The following is a 23,164-nucleotide window of genomic DNA, read 5'->3' on the forward strand; positions in this document are numbered from 1 at the left end:
AGCTCATCAGCGGGGCAAGCCGGCGATGACGGGACCTAGCGATTGCCGCGGCGCGGCGGCCAGTATGTCGCCTTGCGAGAGCAGGCGGTCCATGATATTGAGCAGGTTGAAGTCCGCCGGCTTGACGTCCCGCCCGACTTCCTCCCAGGAGATGGGCGTCGACACCGTCGCGCCCGGGCGGGCGCGAGGGGAGTAGGCGGCAGGCAACGTTCGGCCGGCGAAATGCTGAATGTAGTCCAAGTAGATCAATTCGCCGCGATCCTTCTTCATCCGCTCCACGGTGAACAGCTTCGGGTGCTTGGCGACCAAGTATTCCGAGACGAACTTGCCGAAGCGGCGGAGGTCGTCGAAGGTCGGTCCGCGCTCGATCGGCATGACGATTTGCACGCCGGTCGCCCCCGACGTCTTCGGAATGGCGGACAGCCCCAACGACCCGAGCAGCTCGCCTACGCGCGCGGTCGCTTCCATGAGGCGGGGCTCGACGTCCAGCGACGGATCGATGTCCAGCATCCACGCGTTCGGAAGCGCGATGTCGATCTCATCCGAGGAAACATGGAATTCGAGGCTATAGAGGCTTCCCATCCATAGCAGGGCGGGGATCGAGTCGAGCACGACGTAGCGAATGTCGCCGTCCCGCGCCGTGCGAACGAAGTCCGGCTTCGGCTCCGGGCAGTTTTTCTGATAGAACGACGTGCCGTGAATGCCCTCGGGGTAGCGGATCGTCGTCAAGTAACGCCCCTTCGCGTAAGGCAATAGGAACGGCCCCAATTGCGCGAGCCGTTCCACGTATCCGAGCTTCGTCAGCCCCGCCTCCGGCCAGATCAGCTTGTCCGGATGCGACAGCGGCAGCTCGAAATCCCCCAGCTTGATGATCCATTTGTTCGCGGACGCTTTCGCCACCGAACGATCCCCCCTTGCTATCGACGATTCCCATTCCGTTTCCATTTAGTATGGCCTTGCCGGCAGGTTTCATGAACAGGCAAGTCGAGCCGCGACCTCCGGCGCGAGGTTTATCGATGTCGAATAAGGGCATAGTGGGAATTAAAAAGGCAACCGGGGTGACGCTATTGACCCGCTCGGTACTTATGCTGACCCAGCAAGCCCAGACCAACGTCGAACTAATCCGCGATTCGTTATCGCATACCGAGGATTTGATTGTCCGCTCCCTCGCGCTAGGCGATCGCGATTGCCGCCTGCTGTATCTCGATTCCGTAGCCGACGAAGAGCGGATACGGTCGCAGCTCGCCCAGCCGCTAGCCGCGGGCACGAACCGGTTCGAGCAGGTCGTCGCGCTGGCCGAGCGCACGAGCGTATTGTCGCGTATCGTCGAAGCGTTGCTCGACGGACATTACCTCATTCTGGAGGAACGCGGCGACGTCGCTTATCTTCCGTCGGCCGCGCAAACCCATGAGCGGGCGATCCAAGAACCGAAGGACGAGCAGACGGTCATCGGCCCGCACGAGGGTTTCGTCGAGAGGTTGAATACCAACGTCAATCTGATGCGCAACCGTCTCAAGAGCGCGAAGCTGAAGGTGAATTACTTTACGGTCGGGACGGAATCCCGCACGAAGGTCGCCATGCTGTTCATGGAAGGGCGGGCCATACCCGGCGTCGCGGAGGAATGCGCGAGAAGAATCGCAGCGCTGCGGACGGACCATCTGGGTTCGATTACGAATCTCGAAGAATGGATCGACGAGCATCCCTATTCCCCGTTCTCGCTGTCGCTGAAGACCGAACGCCCCGATCGGACCGCATCGTACTTGACCGAGGGCAAAGTAGTCCTCATGGCGAACGGCAGCACGAACGCGCTAATCTTGCCGATCAGCTTCTTCTCCTTCTATCAGTCGCCCGACGACTATAACAGCAGATGGCTCGCCGGAACGTTCTACCGTCTGATTCGGTTAGCCAGCTTCATGCTGGCGATCTGCTTGCCCGCCATCTACATCGCGATCGTGTCGTTTCACTCGGAAGTGCTGCCGATCGGTATTTTCTATTCCATTAAAGTGTCGTTGACTTACGTTCCGTTCCCGCCGATCATGGAAGCGATCGTGATGCAAGTCATCCTGGAGGTGCTGAAGGAAGCCGCGATCCGGCTTCCGTCTCCGATCGCGCAGACGATCGGCATCGTCGGCGGCCTCGTCATCGGAACGGCCGTCGTCGAAGCTCAATTCGTATCCAATACGATGATCGTGGTCATCGGATTGACGGCGATCGCTTCTTTCGTGTCCCCCTTGAACGAATTCGGCACGAGTCTTCGCATCTTGGGATTCCCGATTATGGTCGCGGCTGCCCTGTTCGGATTCGTCGGCATCACGCTCATGTTGATGATGCTCGTCATCCATTTGTGCAAGCTGGAATCGTTCGGCGTGCCTTACTTGTCGCCGTTCACCCATTTCCGATCGAGAAGGCTCGAAGACGTCGGGACGAGAGTGCCGTTCTGGCGCAAAATCCGGATCCCGGGGCATAAAGGAAGGCTTTCCGGCGGCAAGAGGTGGAAAACGGATTGAATGCACAACGCAGCAGAATCTCGCGCTTTCAATTGTTCTTCTTACTCGTCCAGAGCCAGATCGGCATCGGCTTGCTGTCGCTTCCCTCGGACATTCAGAAGTCGGCGGGAGGAGACGGATGGCTATCCGTATTGGTGGCCGGAGCGGTTACGCAAGTACTGTTGCTCGTATTCTGGGCGTTATGCCGAAGGTTTCCCCAGCGCACGTTACCCGAAATTTCCGTCCTCTTGTTCGGCAAGCGGGGCGGCAAGGCGGTCAACGGCATTTTCTTCGCGTGTTTCATCGCCGTCGCGAGCCTCGCTTCCGCGCTCTATATCCGGACGATCGGCAATTGGCTGCTCATCTTGACGCCGAAGTGGATACTGCTGCTCCTTGTTCTCGCCACTTGCGTCTATATGGCGTTGGAGAACTTAAGGATGATCGCCAGGTTCTACGTCATATCTTCGTTCATGTTCGTCATTCTGTTCTTGATGAGCGTCCTGAACTTCAAGAACGAGATGCACCTATCCTACCTTCTGCCGGTAGGCAAGTCGGGTTTGGACCATATCTTGGTCGGCAGCCATAGCACGTTCTTCGCGATGCTCGGCTTCGAGATCTTCCTGTTCGGCTTCGCCCACGTCGCCGGACAGCCGCGCAAGCTCTTTGCCACCGCCAGCTTGGCGAATCTATTCGTAACGATCTTCTATGCGTATTTCGTCGCCATCTGTTTGGTCAGCTTCAGTCCGAACGCGTTAAGCCGCGTGAACGACCCGTTGCTGTTCATGTTCAAAGGGTTGTCCTACCAGGTGATCGAAAGGCTGGACTTGATCTTCTTGGCGCTCTGGATCATCCCGATGACGACATCGATCATCACGTACTTATACATGGCCGGCAAGAGTATCGCGATCCGAACGGAACCTTATCGGAAGGCGATGCTCGTCAGCAGCGGACTGATCTTCGCGACGGGCTATTGGTTCGCCGGAATGAACGATATGGATCTCGTCGGCCATTGGATTCAGAATGTCTACTTAATCGCGCTCGCCGTTCTTCCCTCGGCGATGTTGCTGCTGTCGTTCGCGCGCCGAACCACGGACCAAGGAGCGTTGCCATGATCGGGAGAATAGCCATATCGGCTTGCGCAGCCGTCTTCATCGCCTTGGCGGTAACCGGATGCTGGGACAACAATAACCTGGTCGGTCAGAAAATCATTAACGGAATCAGCTTGGACGCCTTGGAGGGGGGCAACATTCGGGGAGTGGTCAGGGCGCTCCGGCTGAAGAGCAAGGGGAGCGGGCAATTCGAGGTCAAGGACGAGCTCGTGCAAGCCGACGGGCGCTCCGTCATCGAAGTCGGCACGAAGCTAGACAGCATGCTGGCCGGCAATATCGTCGGAAGCAAAACCCATATCCTGGTCATCGGCGAGCAGCTAGCGAAGCAAGGGATCTATCCTTATCTGGAGCCGTTCTATCGCAGTCCGAGACTATACTTGGGCGCCAAACTCTTGATCAGCGAGGGGAAAGCCTCCGATATTCTGTCCTTCGACAAGCTGGAGAGAAGCCCGATATCGTTCGATATTCTCCAAATGCTGCAAGGAGCCGCGCGAACGACCATCATTCAGGAGCAGACGCTCTATACGGCATGGAACAAATTGTTCGATGTCGGTCGGGATACGGTCGTGCCCCTCATCAAGAAGAAGGGAACCGAGGATCTGGTGACGAGCGGAATGGGGTTATTCCGCGGCGACAAGTATACGGGATTCAACGTTCAACGGGAAGACAGCACGATGCTGCTGCTTCTCATGGACAAGCTTGGGACGCAGGCGATCATGAACGTCAAGGTCGAGTCCGGCGCGATATCCGGCGATCTCGTGTCGGGAGTCGTCTCCTATAATATCCGGAAAATCAAAAGGCGGATGCGTGTGTCCGTCGACGAAGCAAGCAAGGAAATCGTATGCGTCGTCAAGCTTGAAGTCTACGGCGAATTGACGAGCTCCCCCTTTCCGCCGGACGAACGGCATCAGGACCGCATAAGCGAAGCCATCTCCGCCGATCTGAACGATCGCGCGCGATCCGTTATGCGCTTATTGTTGCAAGCGCGTTGCGACGCTCTCGGCGTCGGCAACCTTGTATCCGCGAGCCATCGCCGGTTCTGGAAGGAGCTCGATTGGAACGAAGCCTACGGACAAGTCGACATGCAGCCCGAGGTCGTCGTGCACGTCATCGGTACGGGCGTGCTGAAGTAGGCCGCCTTACGGCGTTGCCGGGTCTTTCTTGCGGGAACGGGGCGCCCGCGCCTTCGGCGCCGGCGCTCCGGTCTCGGCGCCGGCTGCCTTCGCGACGCGCGTGCCGCCGCGGCTGCGGTTGCTGCCTGAAGCTTTGGCGGCGTGAGCATCGTCGGCGTTCGCGGCCGGCGCGGCGGGAGCATTCGACGCGGCCGCGTTCGCCGGCGATTTCGACGCTTCCAAGCTTGCCTGCAGCGCCGCCATCAGATCGATGACGTTCGTCCGTTCGGCGGCCGGAGCGGTCACGAGATCCGTGCCCTCGCCGGCGATCTTGCGTTGGATCGTATCCATGAGCGCGACGCGGTAGTCGTCGGTATACTTGTGCGGATCGAACGGAGCGGATAGCTGTTCGATCAGCATTTTCGCCATCGTCAGTTCCCGTTCGTTGACCTTCGGCGTCTCCGGCAAGTTCGGCACGTGCGCGAGCGCGCGGATCTCGTCCGGATAATGCATCGTCTCCATGCAGATGCAGTTGTCGACGGCGCGAATGGCGGCAAGGCTGCTCTTCGACCGAATGGCCACCTTGGCGATGCCGATCTTGCCCGATTCGCGCATCGCTTCGAGCAGCAGGCTGTAGGCGCCGGCGCCGGCTTGGTCGGGCGACAAGTAATAAGGCTTCTGGAAGTAGATCGGATCGATATCCGTCAGATCGACGAAGTCGAGAATCTGGATCGTCCGCGTCGTCTCCGGCTTGATCGCCTCCAGCTCGTCGGCCTCGAACAGCACGAAACTGCCCTTCTCGTATTCGTAGCCTTTGGTAATATCGTCCCATCCGATCTCCTGCTCGCAATGCTGGCAAGTGCGAACGTTCGAGATCGGAGTGCCGCACGCCTTGTGGAGCATGCGAAGATGGATGTCTTTATCCTCGGTGGCGGTGAACATTTTCACGGGAACGTGGACCAGCCCGAAGCTGATCGCTCCCTTCCAGACGGTATGCATGGCGGTACTCCTCCTCCGTAAGACGTGTCGTTGCGCGATGCCTTCAGGGTGCCCGAATCGAATGGGAATCAGTCGCCGAGGGAATATTGGTATCGATTCGATAACGCGTTCAGAAGGGGGATTCGACCAATGTCGACGGAAGATTCTGCGCAGGATTCCTTGCAGGATACGATTCACGAGGGCAAAGACGCGTATGACATGGACATCGACCGGATGATCAACGAGGGGCTCGGCGGAGGGAACGTGACGCTCCATAACGGCCTGATTACCGAGTCTACGACCGACTGGATGGAGAGGGATACGCCATGAATGCGCAGAGAGCGCAGCAAATTTACGAATCGAAGGATACGTTCGCCGTTCAATTGGACGGTGAGCAGTCGGTATGGATCGAGAACGTCGACGTCGCGAACGGCATGGCCACCGTGCAGGTCGGCGCGAGCCCGACGAACACGCAGACGGTTTCGGTCGAGCGGTTGCACGAGAAGCAGTAGGGAACGATTGGTTTATGCTGGTGCTTACTTTTGGTGAGCGATGACGGCTTGTGCTAAAATAAGGAAAGCACGTCATCCCTTTCATGAGGAGTGAACAGCATGCCAGATATCGTCATTATCGGCGGAGGACCGGCCGGCGCGAGCGCCGCGATCTATACCGCGAAGGCAGGGAAATCGACGCTCGTCGTCGATAACGAGATGAGCGTTACGAAGCGGGCTTGGATCGCCAATCATTACGGAGCTCCAGACCTTAGCGGACCGGATCTCGTGGACATCGGGAAGAGGCAAGCGATCGCTCACGGCGCGCAGTTCGTCACCGCGAAGGCGACGAAGATCGTCGCTGGGGAAGGCTCCGTCACGGTCGAGACCGAGGGCGGCGAATCGTACGAGGCGACGCACGTTATCGTGGCGACCGGACTGTTCCTCGATATCGCCGAAGCGAGCGGCATTCTCACGAAGCCGGGAACCGAGCCGAGAATCAAGACGATCGTCGATTGCGCGCCCGACGGCAAGACGAACCTGGCGAACGTATGGGTCGCCGGAACCGCCGCGGGAGTGAGCATGCACACGATCATCACCGCCGGAGACGGCGCCAAAGTGGCGATCAACATTATCAGCGAGCTGAACGGCGAGCGTTACGTGGATCACGACGTATTGAAGAGCTGAACCGAATAGACGATCGTACGCACGACAAAAGCGGCACGCGATGTGCCGCTTTTTCGTTGTTGGCCGAACCTATGAGAGATCAGCCGATTAGCCGATAAATTCCTGTACCCAGACGCCGTTGTAATACGCGACGCCGATCGTCGTGAAGCTTGCGTTCAAGATGTTCGCACGGTGGCCCGGGCTGTTCATCCAGGCGTTCATAACCTCTGCCGGCGAACGCTGGCCTTTGGCGATATTCTCGCCGGCGGCGCGGTAAGAGACGCCGTATCGCTTCATCATATCGAACGGGGAACCGTACGTCGGCGAATTGTGGTCGAAGTAATTGTTGTTGTACATGTCCTTCGCCTTGTCGAGCGCGACGAGCTTCAGCGTGGAGTTCGTCGTCGCCAGCGGCTTCAAGCCCGCTTTGGCGCGCTCTTGGTTCACGAGCGTCACGACCTGGGTCGCGAATTCGGACGTCGAGACCGTGCCCGTGCCCTGGCTCGGCTGAGTCGGCGCCGTCGTGACCGGCTTGCTCGGTTGCGTAGGCGTCGTTACCGGCTTGCTCGGTTGCGCGGGTTTCGTTACGGGCTTGGCATTATAATAAGATTGCATATATTGTTGAAGGAACGCGTTCAGATCGAAGTTGTAGCGCACGGTCGTTTGAGCGGCGGGCGCAGCGGCCGTAGCTTTGTTCGTCGCGGCGAATGCCCCGGCCGCGCCGATCGGCAAGGAAAGCGTTAATGCCATCGCTCCCAGCGCCAGCGTTCTCGCGAATCTCTTGTTCGGTTGCTTATTCATGAATGTTTCCCCCTATGGTCGCCGTTAGGCTCGGAATGTCTCAAAGTCTATCAGCTATGAATCGGGAGTTCATGCCATAATAATTGACAGTTTCCGTCCCGCGCGGCTTAGATCGCAAGGGAGAGTAAGCGTTCGGCGAGGTCGATTAAAGATCGTTAATCTTTTGCATGTTCCCGCGCGCACCGATATAATGAAGGAACCAAATCACGACGTAAAGGGGATCCCTCCGTGCCGCCACTCGACGAGTTCGGGCTCATTCGCGTCTGGACGGAAGGCCGCCAATCTTCCGCGTTCCTCGCTTCCGCGGGGGTAACGGTAGGCATCGGCGACGATGCGGCCGTCGTGTCCGCGAACCCGGGAGTCGAATGGGTGCTCGCCGTCGACACGATGGTGGAGGAAGTCCACTTCAAGCCGGAAACGATGGAAGATGCGGATATCGGATACAAGGCGCTCGCGGCGAACGTCAGCGACATCGCGGCGATGGGCGGCGTGCCCATGCATGCGCTCGTCTCCGTGAGCGTGCCGCCGAGCTGGGACGCCGGGCGAATGGAGCGGCTGTACGAAGGGCTGTACGCGTGCGCGGCCAAGTATGGCATCGCGATCGTCGGGGGAGACACGACGTCGTCGCCGGCGCATCTGGTCGTCGCCGTCACCGTCGTCGGCTGCGTGGAAGCCGGACGGGCGATTCGCCGCGGCGGCGCCAAGCCGGGGCAGATCGTGTTCTTGACCGGTCCGACGGGATTGTCGGCGGGCGGACTGCACGGTATGCTGTCGCGGGCGCAGGCGCTTCGGGACGGCAGCCGGCGGGTTCCGCCGTCGCCGCCGCAACGGCTGGTCGACGCGCACAGGCGGCCGCAGCCGTCGGTTCAAGCCGGAAGGCTGCTGCTCGGATCGGCGCTCGCGACGTCGCTCAACGACGTAAGCGACGGACTCGCCAGCGAAGCCTGGGAGATCGCCGAAGCGTCGGCTGTTAGGCTGTCGCTTCGGGAGACCAATCTCCCGTTATCCGGAGAGCTCGCGGGTTATGCCGCGTTATGCGGCGTTTCGCCGCTCGAGTGGGTGCTGTACGGCGGGGAAGATTACGTCTTGCTCGGCACGGCCGATCCCGATAAGGAAGTCGCGCTGAGGGAGTCGTTCCGCGAGGCGGGACTCCCCTTGTTCGTTATAGGCGTCGTCGAGGCTGGCGCACCGGGCTTGGAGCTGGAGACGGCGGGCGGCAAGCGCAAACCGCTGGCGAAGCGGGGATACAATCATTTTGCGAGGAGTTAATTCGGGCATATGCAGCGGAATGAATGGACGGACGGAGCGAGACGCTACGTCTTCCGGGCGGATTCGGAAGCCGATACGGTCGCCTTGGCGGACGCGATGGCGGCGCTCGCGAGACCGGGCGACGTATTGGCGCTGGACGGCGATCTCGGCGCGGGCAAGACGCGTTTCGCGCAAGCGTTCGCGGCGGCGCTCGGCGTACCCGGCATCGTGAACAGCCCTACTTTTACGATTATTAAGGAATACGAGGGCGGCAGGCTGCCCTTCTATCATATGGACGTCTACCGGTTGTCGCTCGAGGAAGCGGACGAGCTCGGCTTGGACGAATACTTTCACGGCAGAGGCGTTACGCTCGTGGAATGGGCGTCGATCATCGAGCCGATTCTGCCCGCGGAACGGCTTCGCTTATACGTGGAGACGACGGGACCGACGTCCCGGGCGATACGCTTCGCTCCGGTCGGAGAGCGGTACGAGTCGTTGTGCGGAGCAATATCCGCGCTGGAACGAGAGGAGGGAACCGAATGACTTCGCAATCGAATAACGAAGCTTCCGTCACGTTGCTGGCGCTCGACTCGTCGACCGCGTCTATGTCCGTGGCCATCGTACGGGACGGCGAAGTCGTGGATTCGCTCGCGACGTTCACGGAGCGGAACCATTCGGTACGCATCGTATCCGAGATCAAGCTCATGCTATCCCGCAACGGCATCCGCGGCGAGCAGTTGGACGCGATCGCCATCGGGCAAGGACCCGGCTCCTACACGGGCGTGCGCATCGGGGTGACGGCGGCCAAGACGCTCGCTTGGGCTTGGCGCAAGCCGCTGATCGGCGTGTCGAGCCTGGAAGCGCTGGCGTACAGCGCTTGGCGCAAGATCGTTACGGACGGCGGCGCTTCGGGATCGTCGTGGCTCGTCCCGTTGATGGACGCTCGCCGCGGGCAAGTCTATACGTCGCGTTACGAGGCAAGCGCGAACGGTGGATGGCAGCGACTGAACCAAGACGGAATTCGGCTGATCGCCGATTGGACGAATCGATTGCGCGAAGCCGTCTCGGACGGCGACCTGTCTCATGAGGCGCTATCGGCGGTATGGCTCGTCGGAGACGTGACGACGCACGGGGCGGTCATCGAGGAAGCGCGGGCATCGTTCGATCGACTGCGGACGCTCGCGTGCGAGCTGGACGCAGGGGCGCTTGGGTTGCTGGCGGAGCGTAAATTCCGTTCGGGCGCAAGGGACGACGTGCATGCGTTCGTTCCGAATTATACGCAGCTGACGGAAGCGGAAGCGAAGCTGCTGTCGGCATCGCGGGGAGTGTGAGAAGATGCGTCTCGTCGACGAGAATCGATTGGAATATCGCAGCATGACGATGGACGACATCGGCACGATCGTGGAGATCGAGCGGGAGTCGTTCGCTTCGCCGTGGTCGGAGGAAGCGTTCCGCAACGAATTGCAGAACAATATGTTCGCGAACTATATGATCATGGAAGCGGACGGCGTCATTATCGGTTACGGAGGCATGTGGCTGATCGTGGACGAAGCTCACGTGACGAACATTGCGGTCCGGGAAGTCTACCGCGGCCAAGGTCTCGGCAAGAAGCTGCTGCAGGAGCTCATGAGAACGGCGCACTGGCTGGGCGCGCTGCGGATGACGCTCGAGGTGAGAGTGTCCAACGAGCCGGCGAAGTCGCTCTATAAGCGGATGGGCTTCTATCCGTCCGGCATTCGTCCGGCGTACTATTCGGACAACATGGAAGACGCGCTCATCATGTGGGCGGAGCTCGCTCCGGAAGGCGCGAGCGAGGAGACCGCCGGGGCGGCGGAAGGAGAGCAACGATGAGCGCAGCGGATGGAACGGCTTCGGACAAGCCGTATTATATATTGGCGGTGGAGACGAGCTGCGACGAGACTTCGGTCGCGGTCGTGCGGGGCGGGCGCGAGGTGCTGTCCAACGTCGTATCCAGCCAGATCGACACGCACCGTCAATTCGGCGGCGTCGTGCCCGAGATCGCTTCGCGCAAGCACGTAGAGAGCATGACGATTATCGTGGAAGAAGCGCTTGCTCAAGCTGGGGCGGAGCTGTCCGAGATCGACGCGATCGCGGTTACGCAAGGTCCCGGACTCGTAGGCGCGCTCTTGGTCGGCGTCGTCGCGGCGAAGAGCCTCGCGATGGCGATAGACGTCCCGCTCATCGGAACGCATCATATCGCGGGTCACATCTACGCGAACCGCCTCGTCGGGGATATTCTGTATCCTTCGATCGCGCTCGTCGTGTCGGGCGGTCATACGGAGATCGTCCTGCTGGAGTCGGAAGGGAAGTTCCGCATCCTCGGGCGCACGCGGGACGACGCGGTCGGCGAAGCCTACGACAAAGTCGCGCGCGCGCTGCAATTCCCGTATCCGGGAGGACCTTACGTCGACAAGCTGGCGCAGTCGGCGGAAGACGAGATCGTTTTGCCGCGTTCGTGGCTGGAGCCGGATTCGTACGACTTCAGCTTCAGCGGCTTGAAGTCCGCGGTGCTCGCGGAGATCAACCGCTCTCGCATGAAGGGCGAATCCCCGGACTTCTCCGCGCTCGCGCGGGGGTTCCAACAGTCGGTCATCGACGTCGTCACGACGAAGGCGATGCGGGCCGCGAGCGCGTTCGGCGCGCGGCAGGTGCTGCTGTGCGGCGGCGTCGCGGCGAACCGCGGCTTGCGCGAGCGGCTTGCCGCGCTCTGCGAGGAAGCGGGCTTGCCGCTTCTCGTTCCGCCGCATTCGCTATGCACGGACAACGCGGCGATGATCGCGGCGGCCGCGGACCTGAAGTGGCGCAGAGGCGAATTCTCTTCGCTCGACTTGAAGGCGGAGCCGGTATTCTCGCTCGAGGAATGGTCGGTGGGGGATTAATTTAATTACGCAATTACACGAATTCCGAATTGACAGACGATTCTGCGGTGAATATAATAAATACCAATCCCCGATGCGGGGTCATAACGACACGAACGCGATGAACAGGATCAGTAGGGTAAGCCCGGCATTCAGAGAGCTGCGGGACGGTGCAACGCAGCGGAAGGGACCCCGAAACTCGCCTGCGAGCGGATCGATGGAACGGCGGAGCGGCTTCAACGCAGCAACCGCGCAGTACACCGATACGGCCGCCCCCGATACAGGGCATCAAGCGGACGCCTCCATCCTCCGGGATCGGTCGCGTCAACGAGAGTGGTACCGCGGAAGGCTAACATGCCCGCCGTCTCTTATTCCAAGAGACTGGCGGGCTTTTATATTTTATCGCAATGAACGGGAGCAGTAGGATTATCCTCGGGAGCAGAGAGCTGCGGGTCGGTGCGACGCAGCCGAAGAGGAATCCGAATCTCGCCCGGGAGCGAAGCGGCGGAGCGAACGTCGGGGCAGGGGGATTCCCCGCCCGCGTTCAGGTACGCCGAACGGCCGGCCCCCGATATCGGGCGCTCGCAGCGGCATTCACCGGCCGAACGGTGGACGCCCCGGCGACACAAGGGGGAGGGTTCGTCTGCCAGTCGGAAGGCAGACCCCTCCAAGCGGAGTGGTACCGCGGCGGTCTTTAACGGCCCGTCGTCTCTGAGATTCAAGAGGCGACGGGCTTTTTGTCGTCCTCTTGGGGCTTTACACACCCAATCGAATCCTAGGAGGGCTTTACCATGACAACGACAACCAACAGAAGAATCCGTATTTTCGACACGACGCTCAGAGACGGCGAGCAGGCGCCCGGCGCCTCGATGCGCCCAGAACAGAAGATCGTTATCGCCCGCCAGCTGGCGCGCCTCGGCGTCGATACGATCGAACCGGGCTTCGCCATCTCCAGTCCCGGCGAATTCCAAGCGATCCAACAAATCTCCCGCGAGCTGCAAGGCACGGAGATTTGCGGCTTCGCCCGCTGCATGGCCGTCGACATCGACGCGGCCGTCCAAGCGACGCAAGACGCAGCTCGGCGCCGTCTGCATCTGTTCATCTCCTCGTCGCAGATCCATCTGGACTTCCAGTTGCGCAAGACGCAGGACCAAGTCGTCGAGATGGTGCGCAGCATGATCGCCTACGGCAAACGGTTCGTCGACGAAATCGAGTTCTCGCCGATGGACGCTTCCCGGGCCAGCGAGGAGTTCCTGTTCCGCGTCATCGAGTCGGCGATCGAGGAAGGCGCGACGATCATTAACGTGCCCGATACGATGGGATACGCGTTGCCGGAGGAGTTCGGACCGCTATTTACGAAGATTCGCAATGGCGTGCGCGGCGGAGATCGGGTCGTCTACAGCACGCACTGCCATAACGATCTGGGGCTCGCGGTCGCGAACAGCCTGGCGGCGATCCGCCATGGCGTTACCCAAGTCGAGGTAAGCGTCAACGGCGTCGGCGAGCGCGCGGGCAACTGCTCCCTGGAGGAGCTGGTCATGGCGATCGAGACGCGGGGCGACGCGATGGGCGTAACGACCGGCATCAACGTCGACCAGATTTACGAGACTTCCCGCGTCGTGAGCCGGGCGATGCATTTTCCGATCGCTTACAACAAGCCGATCGTCGGCCGCAACGCGTTCCAGCACGAATCGGGCATCCATCAGGACGGCCTGTTGAAGAACCGCAACACGTACGAGATCATGGATCCCGAGGCGATGGGCATTCCGCGCAGCATGATCATTCTGGGCAAGCATTCCGGCCGCCATGCGATCAAGCACCGCGTATCGGAGTTCGGCATCCGGATGAACGACGCGGAGATGGAGGATCTGTACAATCGCTTCAAGGCGAAAGCCGACGAGCAGAAAATCATTACCGACGACGTTCTCATGCAGCTTGTCGGGGAGTCGACGGACTCCGTCGTTCAACCGTATGCTCTCGTCGATCTGCAAGTGCTGGCGGGAACCCAGCGTTCGCGCATCGCGTCCGTGACGATCCGCAGCGAGGAAGACGGCGCGGAGCATACGTACGCGGGAGCAGGCGAGGGGCCGCTGGAGGCGGTCATCCAATGTATCCGCGAGGCGGTGCCGGTCGACGCGACGTTCGAGGATCTCGAGCTGCACTCGCTGTCCACGGGCGAAGACGCTTCGGGCGAGGCGGTCGTCACCGTCGTCAGCAACGGAGAGCGGTTCCGCGGCACCGCGATTCACCGGGACATCATTCTCGCTTCGGCTCGGGCGTACGTCGCAGCCTGCAACGGCGTCGTCATGGCGCGGCGCCAAGCGGCCGTCCGGCAAGAGGCGGCGGGGGAATAGGGGCGATAGGCGATGAAGAGGAGCGACCCATACGCTAGATGGTCCGGCGGCGCGCAACCGTACTTGGATCTGCCGGAGACGATCGCGGTCGGTCCTTTCGCCATCGGAAGATACGGGGGTAGTACCCGAGCGGGTGCGGATAAGAACGAGGACGGGTATCTCGTCTTAGGCTCGCCGGAGAGACGATGGGAATTCGCCGTCATCGTCGACGCGCACTCTTCTAGCGAGAGCGCGGAGCTCGTGCTCGAGGAGATCGGGAACCGTTTGCCGGAGATCGAGAACATTCTGAACGGCGATCTGGCCGAGACGTTCTCGAGGCTGCAAGCCGCGATCGACGCGATGTTCCGCGACGCTTCTTTCCTCGAACGATGCAGGCACATCAGCGGCGAATGCTCCTGCTTGATCGTATGCCGCAAAGACCGGTTTCTCTGGTGGTATTCGATAGGCGATTGCATGCTGTTCGCGATCCATCCGGATTTGACGGCATTCGGGCAGACGATGTTGAACACGCGCAACTTCTTCGAGTGGGTCGGCCGCGAGAACACGTTCGACGACGAGGTGCCGTGCTACTCCTCGGGAATCCGGCGGCTGCGGCCCGGCATGAACTTGCTCGTCATGGCTACGGACGGATTCGTCGAACCGGATATCGATTATGTTCAGGCTATTCAGGATTGGTATCCCGCGCATTCGCTACAGACCCGAATCGGCGATTTCCTTCGGACTCTGCATGCGGCCGGGACGAGAGACAGCACGACAATACTGGCTTGGGCGGCGACGGTCGATTAATTACCAGCTCGGCGGGTGTGGACAACATTGTCCACACCCATTGTGCATAATGGGGACAACAGCGCGAATCCGTTGCGGGAGAAGGGGTTCTGTATGCATGAAAAGAGGATGAGTTTTTCACAACGCAGCTGTGGACGGTGTGGACAATGTGGATAATAAGGTGGAAAACAATCCCTCCCCATCCGAACGTCGACAAAAAAGCTTGCGCGGCAACAACTTCGCGGCGTTCGTTCGACACCGTCTCCGTTCGTTGTTGCCCGCAAGCTGTGGGTAACGCTGTGCATAACCTTTTGCCAATTTTCACGCGATCAATCTTCCATTAAAGCTTCCCAGGTCGCATAAGTTTCGTCTAGTGCCGCCTTCGTCCGATCGACCTCTGCTTGCTTGTCGCGCAGCTTCATATAGTCGATCACGATCTCGGGGGACGCCATCTCCAGCTCCAGCGACTCGAGCAGCTGTTCCAGCTTGGCGATATCGGCTTCCGCTTGCTCCCGCTTTCGCTGCTTCGCGCGTTCCTCCCGCTTCAGCTGCTTCTCCGCCTCGTAATCGTTCGCCGGAGGCTGAGAAGACGACGAGCCCGCGCTCCCGCCTCCGGCAGGAGAAGGGGCTCCCGAAGAAGGCGTCCCCTTGTCTCCCGGAGGATTGGCGGCTTCCCAAGCGAGCATCTCCTGCTTCTTGGTTACCATTTCGTCATAATTTCCCAGGAAATGTCGAACGCCGTCAACTTTCAGCTCGACGATCCGGTCCGCGATCCGGTTCAGGAAGTAGCGGTCATGGGAGACGAACAGCAGCGTGCCGTCGTATTCGTCCAGCGCGGCTTCGAGCACTTCTCGGCTCATCAGGTCCAGATGGTTCGTCGGTTCGTCCATGACCATGACGTTCGCTTTGCGCAGCATGAGCTTCGATAGCGCGACTCGCGCTTTCTCGCCGCCGCTCAGCGAGCTGACCTTCTTGCGAACGTCCTCGCCGCTGAACAGGAAGTTGCCGAGCACGGTGCGAATTTCGGCTTCCGGCTGCATGGGGAACGCGCTCCATAGTTCCTCGAGCACCGTGTTGTTCGGATTCAGCTCGCGCTGCTCCTGATCATAGTATCCGATCGACACGCCGGCTCCCCATTCGACGGCGCCTGCGCGCAGCGGCAGCTTGTCGATCAGGGCGCGCAGCAGCGTCGTCTTCCCGACGCCGTTAGGGCCGAGTAACGCCAGACGCTCGCCGCGCTTAGCATCGAAGGTCACACCGGAGAAGAGCGGCGCCATGTCCGGTTTAGGCGCGGCGGCAGCGCTCGTGACCCGCAGCACTTCCTTGCCGCTTCGCCGCTCCGTCGTGAAAGAGAAGTTAGCCTGCCGCAAGCTGCCCGGACGCTCCAACCGTTCGATCCGCTCCAGCGCGTTGCGCCGGCTCTGCGCCCGCCGCGTCGTGGACGCCCGGACGAGGTTGCGCTGCACGAAATCTTCCATCCGAGCGATCTCCTTGCGCTGCGCTTCGTACAGCTTCATCTGCTGTTCGAAGGAAGCCGCCTTCAACTCCATGTAACGAGTGTAATTGCCCGTGTACCGGGTCGCCGCGTTCCGCTCGATCTCGATGACGGACGTCACGATCGCGTCGAGGAAGTAGCGGTCATGGGAGACGATGACCATCGCGCCGTTATAGCCGCGCAGATATTGCTCCAGCCAAGTGAGCGTGTCGATGTCGAGATGGTTCGTCGGTTCGTCGAGCAGCAGCAGGTCCGGCTGCACGAGCAGCAGCCGCGCAAGGGCGAGCCGCGTACGTTGGCCGCCGCTGAGCGAAGCGACTTCGGTATCGGGGGAGAAGCCGCCGAACCCCATGCCGTGCAGCACGCTGCGCGTCCGGTTGCCCATCTCGTAGCCGCCGGCTTCCTTGAACTTCTCGCTTGCCTCCGCGTACTGGGACAGGAGCGTCTCGTAGCGGGCTTCGTTCTCGAGCTCGGCCGGATCGGCGATCCGCCCTTCCATCTCGCGCAAGCTCCGCTCTTGATCGAGGAGCGGCCCGAACGCCGACGTCATCTCTTCCATAATCGTCTTATGTCCCTGCAACCCGCCGTTCTGGGCCAAGTAGCCGATGCGAAGGTCCTTCGCCTTCGACACCGAGCCGAAGTCCGCGCGCAGCTCGCCTGCGAGCACCTTGAGCAGCGTCGACTTGCCGGCGCCGTTCACGCCGACGAGGCCGATGCGGTCGCGCTCGTTGACGAGCAGCGTGATCCCGTCCAGCACGGGCGTAATGCCGTAATTTTTCGTAATGCCGTTCGCTTGTAGCAACAAGAGGAGTCCCTCCGAAATGTGAGATCGATCGTTCTAATGAATGAATAGCTCGCCCAGACCGGGGCTCCTTCCAAGTGTACCTTAATTAAGGAAGATCGTCCAAAAGCGACGCCGCTAGAAAATGTCCCGGTAGTTGCGCCGTCCCATAACGTTAAACGCCGCTTTCGAGAAAAAGTGTCAGTATAGCACCGTCCCATAACGTTAAATGGTGCGCGGGAGAAAAAGTGTTTGTGTAGCGTTGTCTCATAACGTTAAATCGTGCGAGAGCGAAAATGAGTGCGTATAGCGTTGTCTCATAACGTTAAACGCCGCTTGCGAGAAAATGTGCCCGTGCAGCGCCGTCACATAACGTTACGGTACCCCCTCCGCCGTTTGGCGAAAAAAGGGGATTAATGCTAAGATAAAAACAGCTTAGATCGTATACATTCACGAAGGTGGCGGACGGCCGATGGACGGCAATGCCGGGCAATGGAACAAATCCGAGTGGCGCAAGCGGATGCGTGCCGTCAGGGACGCGATGCCGGAGGCGGAGCGCGAGGAACGGTCCCGGTTGCTGTGCGAGCGGCTGCTCGCGGAAGTCGTTCGTCCGATGCGGTCCAATCTCGGCCGTCCGCTTAACCTTTGCATATATGCCGCGTTCCGGTCCGAAGCGGACCCGGCAACGCTGGCGGCAAGCTGCATCGCGTCGGGAGATTCGCTCGCGGCTCCAATAATTTTGCCGAACGGAGAAGGAATGGCGTTACGGAAAGTCGAAGGAGTGTCTAGCTGGAGATTCGGCAGATGGGGCGTTCCCGAACCGGATCCCGAGCGAACCGCGCCATGGGACATGAACGTCCTGCCGGATATCGTGCTCGTTCCGGGACTCGCGTTCAACTCGGGCGGAGGAAGACTCGGTTACGGCGGCGGTTATTACGACCGTCTATACGAGCGACTGACCGCAGGATCGGCCTCCCCCGGCCTGTGGATCGGATTCGCCTTCTCGACGCAGCTCGTCGAAGCGGAGCTCCCGAAGGAACCGCACGATCTGCCGCTGAACGGGCTGGCGACGGACGAAGGAATCGCGTGGTACGATTTGCCGGCCGGACTTCTATAAGAAGGGACGACCGGGACGGAACGACGCGAACGAGAAGGAGACGATGCGCATGGCAGAGCGAAGCGATCGATTGACGCATTTCAACGAGCAAGGCCGGGCGAGAATGGTCGACGTGACCGACAAGCCGGTCACCGCGAGGGTCGCGGTCGCGCAAGGCCAGGTAGCGATGGCCGAGGATACGCTCGCGAGAATCCGCGAGGGCACCGTCTCCAAAGGCGACGTGCTGGCGGTCGCGCAGATCGCGGGCATACAGGCGGCCAAGCGGACGTCGGACTGGATTCCGATGTGTCATCCGCTTCCGTTGACGGGCGTGAACATCACGTTCTCCGACAACGGCCGCGATACGCTATACATACGGGCGGAAGTGAAGACGACCGGGAAGACGGGCGTGGAGATGGAGGCGTTGACCGCCGTATCCGCCGCCGCGCTTACGGTCTACGATATGTGCAAGGCGCTGCAGAAGGACATGATCGTCGGGCCGATCTCGCTGCAGGCGAAGTCCGGAGGCAAGAACGGAGACTACGTCGCGGAAGCGGCGAGCGGAGACAACGAATAGGAAGCCGTATTTTCAGGGGAGCGGGGGTATAGATTATGCGTTGGAAAGTTGCCCTACTGACAGCAAGCGATAAAGGTTCCCGCGGGGAACGGGAAGACACGAGCGCCCAAGTCGTAAGGGAGCTGGTGGAAGAAGAACTGGGCGGCGACATCGTCGACTATCGCATCGTTCCCGATGACCAGGACGAGATCCGCGCGGCCCTCATCGAGATGGCGGACTACTTCCAAGCCGATCTCGTCTTGACGACGGGCGGCACGGGACTAGGTCTGCGGGACGTGACGCCCGAAGCGACGCTCATGATCGCCGAGCGGACCGTGCCCGGCATGGCGGAGACGATGCGCGCGGCGGAGATGCAGCGTTCGCGGCTCGGCATGCTGTTCCGCGGCGTCTGCGCGATTCGCGGCAACACGTTGATCTTGAATTTGCCGGGAGATCCGAAGGGCGTCAGCGAGCATCTAATGGCCGTCATGGATATGCTTCCGGAAGCGATGCTGCAAGTGAAGGGCATGCGGAAGGACAAAGCCTGATGAACGGGCCGTTCGATCAATCGCCGAAGACGGACGCGGAAGCGGATGCGTACCGCATCAGCGACTCTGTCGTTCGCGAAGTCCGGACGGACGAGGCGGTCGGCATGGTGTTGGCGCACGATCTGACCCAGATCGTGCCCGGACAGTTCAAGGGCAGACTGTTCCGCAAAGGCCACGTCGTAGCGAAGGACGACATTCCGAAGCTGAAGGATATCGGCAAGGAGCATCTCTACGTCATCGAGCTGGCGTCTACCGATCTGCACGAGGACGACGCGGCGGAGCGGATGGCGGTCGCTCTCGGCGGCGAGCATCTGACGTTCGGGGAGCCGCACGAGGGCAAAGTCGCGCTTAAGTCCGCCATTCGGGGACTTGCCCGCGTCGACCGGGAAGTCGTCGACGAGATCAACCGTCTCGGCGATATCGCGCTCGCGACGGTCGTTAATCACCTCGTCGTTCAGGCCGGCGAGTCGGTAGCGGCGACGCGCGCCATCCCGCTCATCGTGCCCGAAGCGAAGGTCGCGGAAGCGCGGCGGATCGCGGAGCGCTACCGCGAACGTAACGGCGGAGAGGCCCCGATCGGCATCCGCCCGCTTCGCGGGATGAAGGCGGGGTTGCTGACGACGGGGACGGAAGTGTTCACCGGCCGCATCGCCGACAAGTTCGGTCCCGCCGTGCGCGCGAAGCTCGAAGCGCTCGGCTCGGAGGTCGCGGAGCAACGGTTCGTGCCCGACGATCGACAAACAATTGTCAAGGATATTCACTACTTCCTGCAACAAGGGTATGATATGATACTTGTGACCGGCGGAATGTCCGTGGATCCGGACGACCGTACGCCCGGCGCGATCGCCGCGGCGGGAACGGATATCGTCAGCTATGGAACGCCGATGTTGCCCGGATCGATGTTATTGTTTGGTTATTTGCGCGGGGTACCGATATTCGGGTTGCCCGGCTGCGTCATGCATGATCCCTATACGTCATTCGATGTTTTGCTGCCGCGCATACTGGCCGGAGATACGATTACGAGAGAAGATATCGTCGGTATCGGATACGGCGGACTTTACCGCTGACACAAGCGCGGACATCATATGCAACGACGAGAAACCTGAACGGAGGTAAGGCAAATGGGCGGTATTGGAGCTACGGGCATTATTCTGCTCGTATTGGTGGCGCTTCTGTTGTTCGGACCGAATAAGCTTCCGGAGCTGGGCCGGGCATTCGGCAAGACGCTTCGCGAGTTCAAGCGCGGCGCGAACGACCTGATGGAAGAGCCGAAGGAGCGCGCGGCTGGCGCGAATCGCGTGGACGTCACCCCTCAGGACGACGACCTGCCGAAGGCGGCGGAGCGCCGTCTTCCCGAGTAACCCTTAATTACGAGCATACGAGCAGGGGCTGTCTCTAACGCGGTGCATCTACTGCGGACGGGGCAGCCCTCTTGTCATGGAGGAAGCCTGTCATGGATCAAAGTGCGGAAGCCCGGCGCAACGACGAAGGAATGCACGTCATGGATCACCTGGGCGAGCTGCGCAAGCGGCTCATCTATTGCCTTATCGTATTCGTCGCCGGCCTCGTCGGCGGCTTGTTCGGCGCGAAGCCGCTGTTCGACTATCTCGTCGGCGCGGCGCCGGTAGACGATCTCGACCTGAACGTCTTCTCGCCATGGGACGCGATCGGTATCTATATGAAGTTCGCGATCCTGATCTCCCTCATAGCGGCGATCCCGTTCACGCTGTTCCAGCTATGGTCGTTCGTGAAGCCGGCGCTCGGAATCGGCGAACGGAGAGCGACGCTGCGATACGTGCCCGGCGCGCTGATGATGTTCCTGCTCGGCATCTCGTTCGCTTATTACGTCGTGTTCCCGATGGCCTACTTGTTCACCGAGAAAGTGACGGCCACCATGGGGCTGAACGAGACGTACGGCGTCACGCAGTATTTCGACTTTCTGTTCAACATCGTATTCCCCATCGCCTTGCTGTTCGAGCTGCCGCTCGTCATCTTGTTCTTGACGCGCATCGGCATCCTGAATCCGAACCTATTGGTCAAGATGCGCCGCGTCGCGTGGTTCGTCATGATCCTGATCGGCGTCACGATCACCCCTCCCGACGTCATCTCGGACTTGCTCGTCGCGATCCCGCTCGTCCTTCTGTACGAGCTTAGCGTCCTCCTGTCCAGAGCGGCTTACCGCAAACGGTTGTCCGCCCGCGCGGAGAAGGAAGCGAGAGCGACCGACGGCTGATCGCGCATGCCGTCGAACGTCCGGAATTTCGTTCAAGAAAGTCCAGAATGCGCCAAATTTCGATATGCCAATATCCGAAATTATGGTACACTCTATGTTAAGTAAGGGCTTTCAGGAGCTAATCGGGGGGAATGGCGGATGATGCGGAATTTGACTTTAGGTCGCAAAATGGCGATCGGATTTGCCGGGCTCGTAGCGTTGTTGGTCATCGGGTTTATTCTGATCGTGTCGCAGCTTGATCTGAGCGAGAACAGCGGATTGTTCACGCAGCTGATCATTATCTTCGTCGCGATCGCGGCTTTAAGCGGATTCCTGTTGCTCGGCTTGTCGCGCAACCTGTCCGGATCGATCGGCAACGTGACGTCCACGCTTCGCAACATCGCGTCCTCCGGCGGAGATTTGACGCGCAGGATCCACGTGAACGCGACGGACGAAGTCGGCGACTTGGCGAACGCGGCCAACCAGATGCTCGACGGGCTCCAGAAGATGATGAAGGAATTCCGCGACAGCACGGCGGAGCTTGCCGCGTCCGCGCTGCAACTGCAGCAAGGCGCGAACGAGAACGCTCGCGTGAGCAGCGAAGTGTCCAAGGCGGTAGAGAAGGTAGCCGCCGGTTCGGAGACGCAGGTCGCGCAATCGCAGGAGATTACGGCGGTCATGCAAGAGACGCTCGACGGCCTCAATCAAGTCGCTTCGACGACGACGGGCGTATCCGACGCGGCGCAGACGACGGTGAGCAGCGCGGCGGCGGGCTCGGAGCTGCTGAAGACGACGTCGGCGGAAATCTCGGAAGTCGAGACGGCGTTCCGTTCGCTGCAGGAAATCGTAAGAGGCCTCAACCATAAGTCCGAACAAGTACGCGAAGTTATCGGTTACATATCCGAAGTATCGAACCAGACGAACTTGCTGGCGCTTAACGCGGCGATCGAAGCGGCGCGCGCCGGCGAGCACGGACGCGGCTTCGCGGTCGTAGCGGGCGAGATCCGCAAGCTCGCGGACCAGACGCAACAATCCGCCGTCCAGATCGGCGATACGATCGGCACGATGTCGGGCGACATCGGCAAAGTCACCGACATGTTCGAGCAAAGCGCCGGACAAGTATTCTCCGCCGTATCCGGCATGCGCAACGCCGAAGAGACGTTCCGGAACATCGTCGGCAAAGTCGGCCAGCTGAGCGGCAACATCGTGGACGTCGCGGCGTCCGTCGAGCAGATGACGGCCGGCAGCGCGAGCGTCGTGCAATCGATCCAGGACATCGCCCGCATCACGGAAGAGACGGCTTCGTTCACGGAGCAAGTATCCGCGATGACGGAGCAGCAGCTGTCCTCCACGGAAGAGATGGCGCGCACGGCGGAACGGCTTAGTTCGATGGCTTCCAGGCTGAAGGGCCTGGTCGGCAACTTCAAGACTTAATCGCGGCGAGAGCCGGTTCGTGAATGAGTCGCTCCCGAATGGGTTACAATGGAAATCGTACCCGCGCGGTGCGGGTCCGCAGCAGATGCGGACCCGCATTTTTTTATGCCGGATTTTACGTAAAGGGACTTGAAAACGACTCCCAAAATAAGT

General features: G+C 60.5%; 24 protein-coding genes. 20 read left to right on the top strand and 4 right to left on the bottom strand.

The window, feature by feature from the left end:
• Nucleotides 1–6: 6 nt before the first annotated feature.
• Nucleotides 7–900, bottom strand: coding sequence for a DNA polymerase domain-containing protein (locus ACFQZG_RS07555; RefSeq protein ID WP_378151012.1), 894 nt, complete (start codon nucleotides 898–900; stop codon nucleotides 7–9).
• Nucleotides 901–1,058: 158 nt separating this feature from the next.
• Here ACFQZG_RS07555 and ACFQZG_RS07560 point away from each other — a divergent pair, with 158 nt between their 5' ends.
• The 3 genes from ACFQZG_RS07560 to ACFQZG_RS07570 are packed head-to-tail and all read left to right on the top strand — an operon-like array spanning nucleotide 1,059 to nucleotide 4,728.
• The gene (locus ACFQZG_RS07560) at nucleotides 1,059–2,507 is read left to right on the top strand and encodes a spore germination protein (RefSeq protein WP_378151014.1); all 1,449 of its coding nucleotides are present in this window, start codon (nucleotides 1,059–1,061) and stop codon (nucleotides 2,505–2,507) included.
• A complete protein-coding gene (locus ACFQZG_RS07565; protein WP_378151016.1) occupies nucleotides 2,504–3,598 on the top strand; it encodes a GerAB/ArcD/ProY family transporter in 1,095 nt (364 codons plus the stop codon). The genes ACFQZG_RS07560 and ACFQZG_RS07565 overlap by 4 nt, the downstream gene beginning before the upstream one ends.
• Complete coding sequence (locus ACFQZG_RS07570; protein WP_378151018.1) at nucleotides 3,595–4,728, top strand: Ger(x)C family spore germination protein; 1,134 nt, start codon at nucleotides 3,595–3,597, stop codon at nucleotides 4,726–4,728. The genes ACFQZG_RS07565 and ACFQZG_RS07570 overlap by 4 nt, the downstream gene beginning before the upstream one ends.
• Nucleotides 4,729–4,734: 6 nt before the next feature.
• Here the strand turns inward: ACFQZG_RS07570 and ku are convergent, their stop codons facing one another.
• Entirely contained in the window at nucleotides 4,735–5,706 is a 972-nt protein-coding gene (ku, locus tag ACFQZG_RS07575; RefSeq protein WP_378151020.1) for a non-homologous end joining protein Ku, read from the bottom strand.
• 129 nt (nucleotides 5,707–5,835) lie between these two features.
• On the opposite strand from ku, the gene ACFQZG_RS07580 reads away from it, so the two are divergent.
• The 3 genes from ACFQZG_RS07580 (at nucleotide 5,836) to ACFQZG_RS07590 (ending at nucleotide 6,863) form a co-directional block, all read left to right on the top strand.
• Nucleotides 5,836–6,015 carry a hypothetical protein gene (locus ACFQZG_RS07580; RefSeq protein ID WP_378151022.1) on the top strand — a complete coding sequence of 60 codons (180 nt, stop codon included), beginning with the start codon at nucleotides 5,836–5,838 and terminating at the stop codon, nucleotides 6,013–6,015.
• Nucleotides 6,012–6,197, top strand: a complete 186-nt coding sequence (locus ACFQZG_RS07585; RefSeq protein ID WP_378151024.1) for an H-type small acid-soluble spore protein — start codon at nucleotides 6,012–6,014, stop codon at nucleotides 6,195–6,197. Before ACFQZG_RS07580 ends, ACFQZG_RS07585 begins: the two co-directional genes overlap by 4 nt.
• A 99-nt stretch (nucleotides 6,198–6,296) precedes the next feature.
• A complete protein-coding gene (locus ACFQZG_RS07590; protein WP_378151026.1) occupies nucleotides 6,297–6,863 on the top strand; it encodes an FAD-dependent oxidoreductase in 567 nt (188 codons plus the stop codon).
• 87 nt (nucleotides 6,864–6,950) lie between these two features.
• On the opposite strand, the gene ACFQZG_RS07595 is transcribed toward ACFQZG_RS07590, so the two are convergent.
• The gene (locus ACFQZG_RS07595; protein ID WP_378151028.1) at nucleotides 6,951–7,643 is read right to left on the bottom strand and encodes a CAP domain-containing protein; all 693 of its coding nucleotides are present in this window, start codon (nucleotides 7,641–7,643) and stop codon (nucleotides 6,951–6,953) included.
• Between the two features lie 228 nt (nucleotides 7,644–7,871).
• Here ACFQZG_RS07595 and thiL point away from each other — a divergent pair, with 228 nt between their 5' ends.
• From thiL to ACFQZG_RS07630, 7 genes are all read left to right on the top strand, one after another.
• Entirely contained in the window at nucleotides 7,872–8,912 is a 1,041-nt protein-coding gene (thiL, locus tag ACFQZG_RS07600; RefSeq protein ID WP_378151029.1) for a thiamine-phosphate kinase, read from the top strand.
• Between the two features lie 9 nt (nucleotides 8,913–8,921).
• Nucleotides 8,922–9,434 (top strand): tRNA (adenosine(37)-N6)-threonylcarbamoyltransferase complex ATPase subunit type 1 TsaE, encoded by a 513-nt coding sequence (gene tsaE / locus ACFQZG_RS07605; RefSeq protein ID WP_378151031.1) that lies wholly within the window; start codon nucleotides 8,922–8,924, stop codon nucleotides 9,432–9,434.
• Nucleotides 9,431–10,222 (top strand): tRNA (adenosine(37)-N6)-threonylcarbamoyltransferase complex dimerization subunit type 1 TsaB, encoded by a 792-nt coding sequence (gene tsaB, locus ACFQZG_RS07610; protein ID WP_378151033.1) that lies wholly within the window; start codon nucleotides 9,431–9,433, stop codon nucleotides 10,220–10,222. Before tsaE ends, tsaB begins: the two co-directional genes overlap by 4 nt.
• Nucleotides 10,223–10,226: 4 nt before the next feature.
• Entirely contained in the window at nucleotides 10,227–10,742 is a 516-nt protein-coding gene (gene rimI / locus ACFQZG_RS07615; RefSeq protein WP_378151035.1) for a ribosomal protein S18-alanine N-acetyltransferase, read from the top strand.
• On the top strand, nucleotides 10,739–11,791 hold the full coding sequence (gene tsaD, locus ACFQZG_RS07620; protein WP_378151037.1) for a tRNA (adenosine(37)-N6)-threonylcarbamoyltransferase complex transferase subunit TsaD: 1,053 nt from the start codon (nucleotides 10,739–10,741) through the stop codon (nucleotides 11,789–11,791). The genes rimI and tsaD overlap by 4 nt, the downstream gene beginning before the upstream one ends.
• A 770-nt stretch (nucleotides 11,792–12,561) precedes the next feature.
• Entirely contained in the window at nucleotides 12,562–14,124 is a 1,563-nt protein-coding gene (locus ACFQZG_RS07625) for a 2-isopropylmalate synthase (RefSeq protein ID WP_378151039.1), read from the top strand.
• Between the two features lie 12 nt (nucleotides 14,125–14,136).
• Nucleotides 14,137–14,910, top strand: coding sequence for a PP2C family serine/threonine-protein phosphatase (locus ACFQZG_RS07630; protein ID WP_378151041.1), 774 nt, complete (start codon nucleotides 14,137–14,139; stop codon nucleotides 14,908–14,910).
• Between the two features lie 308 nt (nucleotides 14,911–15,218).
• Here ACFQZG_RS07630 and ACFQZG_RS07635 read toward each other — a convergent pair whose 3' ends face one another.
• The gene (locus ACFQZG_RS07635; protein ID WP_378151043.1) at nucleotides 15,219–17,189 is read right to left on the bottom strand and encodes an ABC-F family ATP-binding cassette domain-containing protein; all 1,971 of its coding nucleotides are present in this window, start codon (nucleotides 17,187–17,189) and stop codon (nucleotides 15,219–15,221) included.
• 448 nt (nucleotides 17,190–17,637) lie between these two features.
• Here ACFQZG_RS07635 and ACFQZG_RS07640 point away from each other — a divergent pair, with 448 nt between their 5' ends.
• From ACFQZG_RS07640 to ACFQZG_RS07670, 7 genes are all read left to right on the top strand, one after another.
• Nucleotides 17,638–18,282 carry a 5-formyltetrahydrofolate cyclo-ligase gene (locus ACFQZG_RS07640; RefSeq protein ID WP_378151045.1) on the top strand — a complete coding sequence of 215 codons (645 nt, stop codon included), beginning with the start codon at nucleotides 17,638–17,640 and terminating at the stop codon, nucleotides 18,280–18,282.
• A 49-nt stretch (nucleotides 18,283–18,331) separates the two neighbouring features.
• Nucleotides 18,332–18,838, top strand: coding sequence for a cyclic pyranopterin monophosphate synthase MoaC (gene moaC / locus ACFQZG_RS07645; protein WP_378151047.1), 507 nt, complete (start codon nucleotides 18,332–18,334; stop codon nucleotides 18,836–18,838).
• A gap of 35 nt (nucleotides 18,839–18,873) precedes the next feature.
• On the top strand, nucleotides 18,874–19,365 hold the full coding sequence (locus ACFQZG_RS07650; RefSeq protein ID WP_378151049.1) for a MogA/MoaB family molybdenum cofactor biosynthesis protein: 492 nt from the start codon (nucleotides 18,874–18,876) through the stop codon (nucleotides 19,363–19,365).
• Between the two features lie 104 nt (nucleotides 19,366–19,469).
• The gene (locus tag ACFQZG_RS07655; RefSeq protein WP_378151598.1) at nucleotides 19,470–20,432 is read left to right on the top strand and encodes a molybdopterin-binding protein; all 963 of its coding nucleotides are present in this window, start codon (nucleotides 19,470–19,472) and stop codon (nucleotides 20,430–20,432) included.
• A gap of 54 nt (nucleotides 20,433–20,486) precedes the next feature.
• Nucleotides 20,487–20,726 (top strand): twin-arginine translocase TatA/TatE family subunit, encoded by a 240-nt coding sequence (tatA, locus tag ACFQZG_RS07660; protein WP_378151050.1) that lies wholly within the window; start codon nucleotides 20,487–20,489, stop codon nucleotides 20,724–20,726.
• A 92-nt stretch (nucleotides 20,727–20,818) separates the two neighbouring features.
• Nucleotides 20,819–21,598: a twin-arginine translocase subunit TatC gene (tatC, locus tag ACFQZG_RS07665; protein WP_378151052.1), complete on the top strand. Its 780-nt coding sequence runs from the start codon at nucleotides 20,819–20,821 to the stop codon at nucleotides 21,596–21,598.
• 138 nt (nucleotides 21,599–21,736) lie between these two features.
• Nucleotides 21,737–23,011 carry a methyl-accepting chemotaxis protein gene (locus ACFQZG_RS07670; RefSeq protein ID WP_378151053.1) on the top strand — a complete coding sequence of 425 codons (1,275 nt, stop codon included), beginning with the start codon at nucleotides 21,737–21,739 and terminating at the stop codon, nucleotides 23,009–23,011.
• Nucleotides 23,012–23,164: the final 153 nt, after the last annotated feature.

The organism is Cohnella sp. GCM10027633, from assembly GCF_042675445.1.
In the GTDB taxonomy this organism is placed as follows: Bacteria; Bacillota; Bacilli; order Paenibacillales; family Paenibacillaceae; genus Cohnella.

What these genes read in the sequence shown, in the direction of transcription:
- ACFQZG_RS07670 (WP_378151053.1), top strand. Translation starts at nt 21,737, where the DNA reads ATGATGCGGAATTTGACTTTAGGTCGCAAAATGGCGATCGGATTTGCC.
- ACFQZG_RS07570 (WP_378151018.1), top strand. Translation starts at nt 3,595, where the DNA reads ATGATCGGGAGAATAGCCATATCGGCTTGCGCAGCCGTCTTCATCGCC.
- tatA (WP_378151050.1), top strand. Translation starts at nt 20,487, where the DNA reads ATGGGCGGTATTGGAGCTACGGGCATTATTCTGCTCGTATTGGTGGCG.
- ACFQZG_RS07640 (WP_378151045.1), top strand. Translation starts at nt 17,638, where the DNA reads ATGGACGGCAATGCCGGGCAATGGAACAAATCCGAGTGGCGCAAGCGG.
- tsaE (WP_378151031.1), top strand. Translation starts at nt 8,922, where the DNA reads ATGCAGCGGAATGAATGGACGGACGGAGCGAGACGCTACGTCTTCCGG.
- ACFQZG_RS07590 (WP_378151026.1), top strand. Translation starts at nt 6,297, where the DNA reads ATGCCAGATATCGTCATTATCGGCGGAGGACCGGCCGGCGCGAGCGCC.
- tsaB (WP_378151033.1), top strand. Translation starts at nt 9,431, where the DNA reads ATGACTTCGCAATCGAATAACGAAGCTTCCGTCACGTTGCTGGCGCTC.
- ACFQZG_RS07585 (WP_378151024.1), top strand. Translation starts at nt 6,012, where the DNA reads ATGAATGCGCAGAGAGCGCAGCAAATTTACGAATCGAAGGATACGTTC.
- ACFQZG_RS07650 (WP_378151049.1), top strand. Translation starts at nt 18,874, where the DNA reads ATGCGTTGGAAAGTTGCCCTACTGACAGCAAGCGATAAAGGTTCCCGC.
- rimI (WP_378151035.1), top strand. Translation starts at nt 10,227, where the DNA reads ATGCGTCTCGTCGACGAGAATCGATTGGAATATCGCAGCATGACGATG.
- ACFQZG_RS07655 (WP_378151598.1), top strand. Translation starts at nt 19,470, where the DNA reads ATGGTGTTGGCGCACGATCTGACCCAGATCGTGCCCGGACAGTTCAAG.
- tatC (WP_378151052.1), top strand. Translation starts at nt 20,819, where the DNA reads ATGGATCAAAGTGCGGAAGCCCGGCGCAACGACGAAGGAATGCACGTC.
- moaC (WP_378151047.1), top strand. Translation starts at nt 18,332, where the DNA reads ATGGCAGAGCGAAGCGATCGATTGACGCATTTCAACGAGCAAGGCCGG.
- ACFQZG_RS07630 (WP_378151041.1), top strand. Translation starts at nt 14,137, where the DNA reads ATGAAGAGGAGCGACCCATACGCTAGATGGTCCGGCGGCGCGCAACCG.
- ACFQZG_RS07580 (WP_378151022.1), top strand. Translation starts at nt 5,836, where the DNA reads ATGTCGACGGAAGATTCTGCGCAGGATTCCTTGCAGGATACGATTCAC.
- ku (WP_378151020.1), bottom strand. Translation starts at nt 5,706, where the DNA reads ATGCATACCGTCTGGAAGGGAGCGATCAGCTTCGGGCTGGTCCACGTT.
- ACFQZG_RS07595 (WP_378151028.1), bottom strand. Translation starts at nt 7,643, where the DNA reads ATGAATAAGCAACCGAACAAGAGATTCGCGAGAACGCTGGCGCTGGGA.
- tsaD (WP_378151037.1), top strand. Translation starts at nt 10,739, where the DNA reads ATGAGCGCAGCGGATGGAACGGCTTCGGACAAGCCGTATTATATATTG.
- ACFQZG_RS07625 (WP_378151039.1), top strand. Translation starts at nt 12,562, where the DNA reads ATGACAACGACAACCAACAGAAGAATCCGTATTTTCGACACGACGCTC.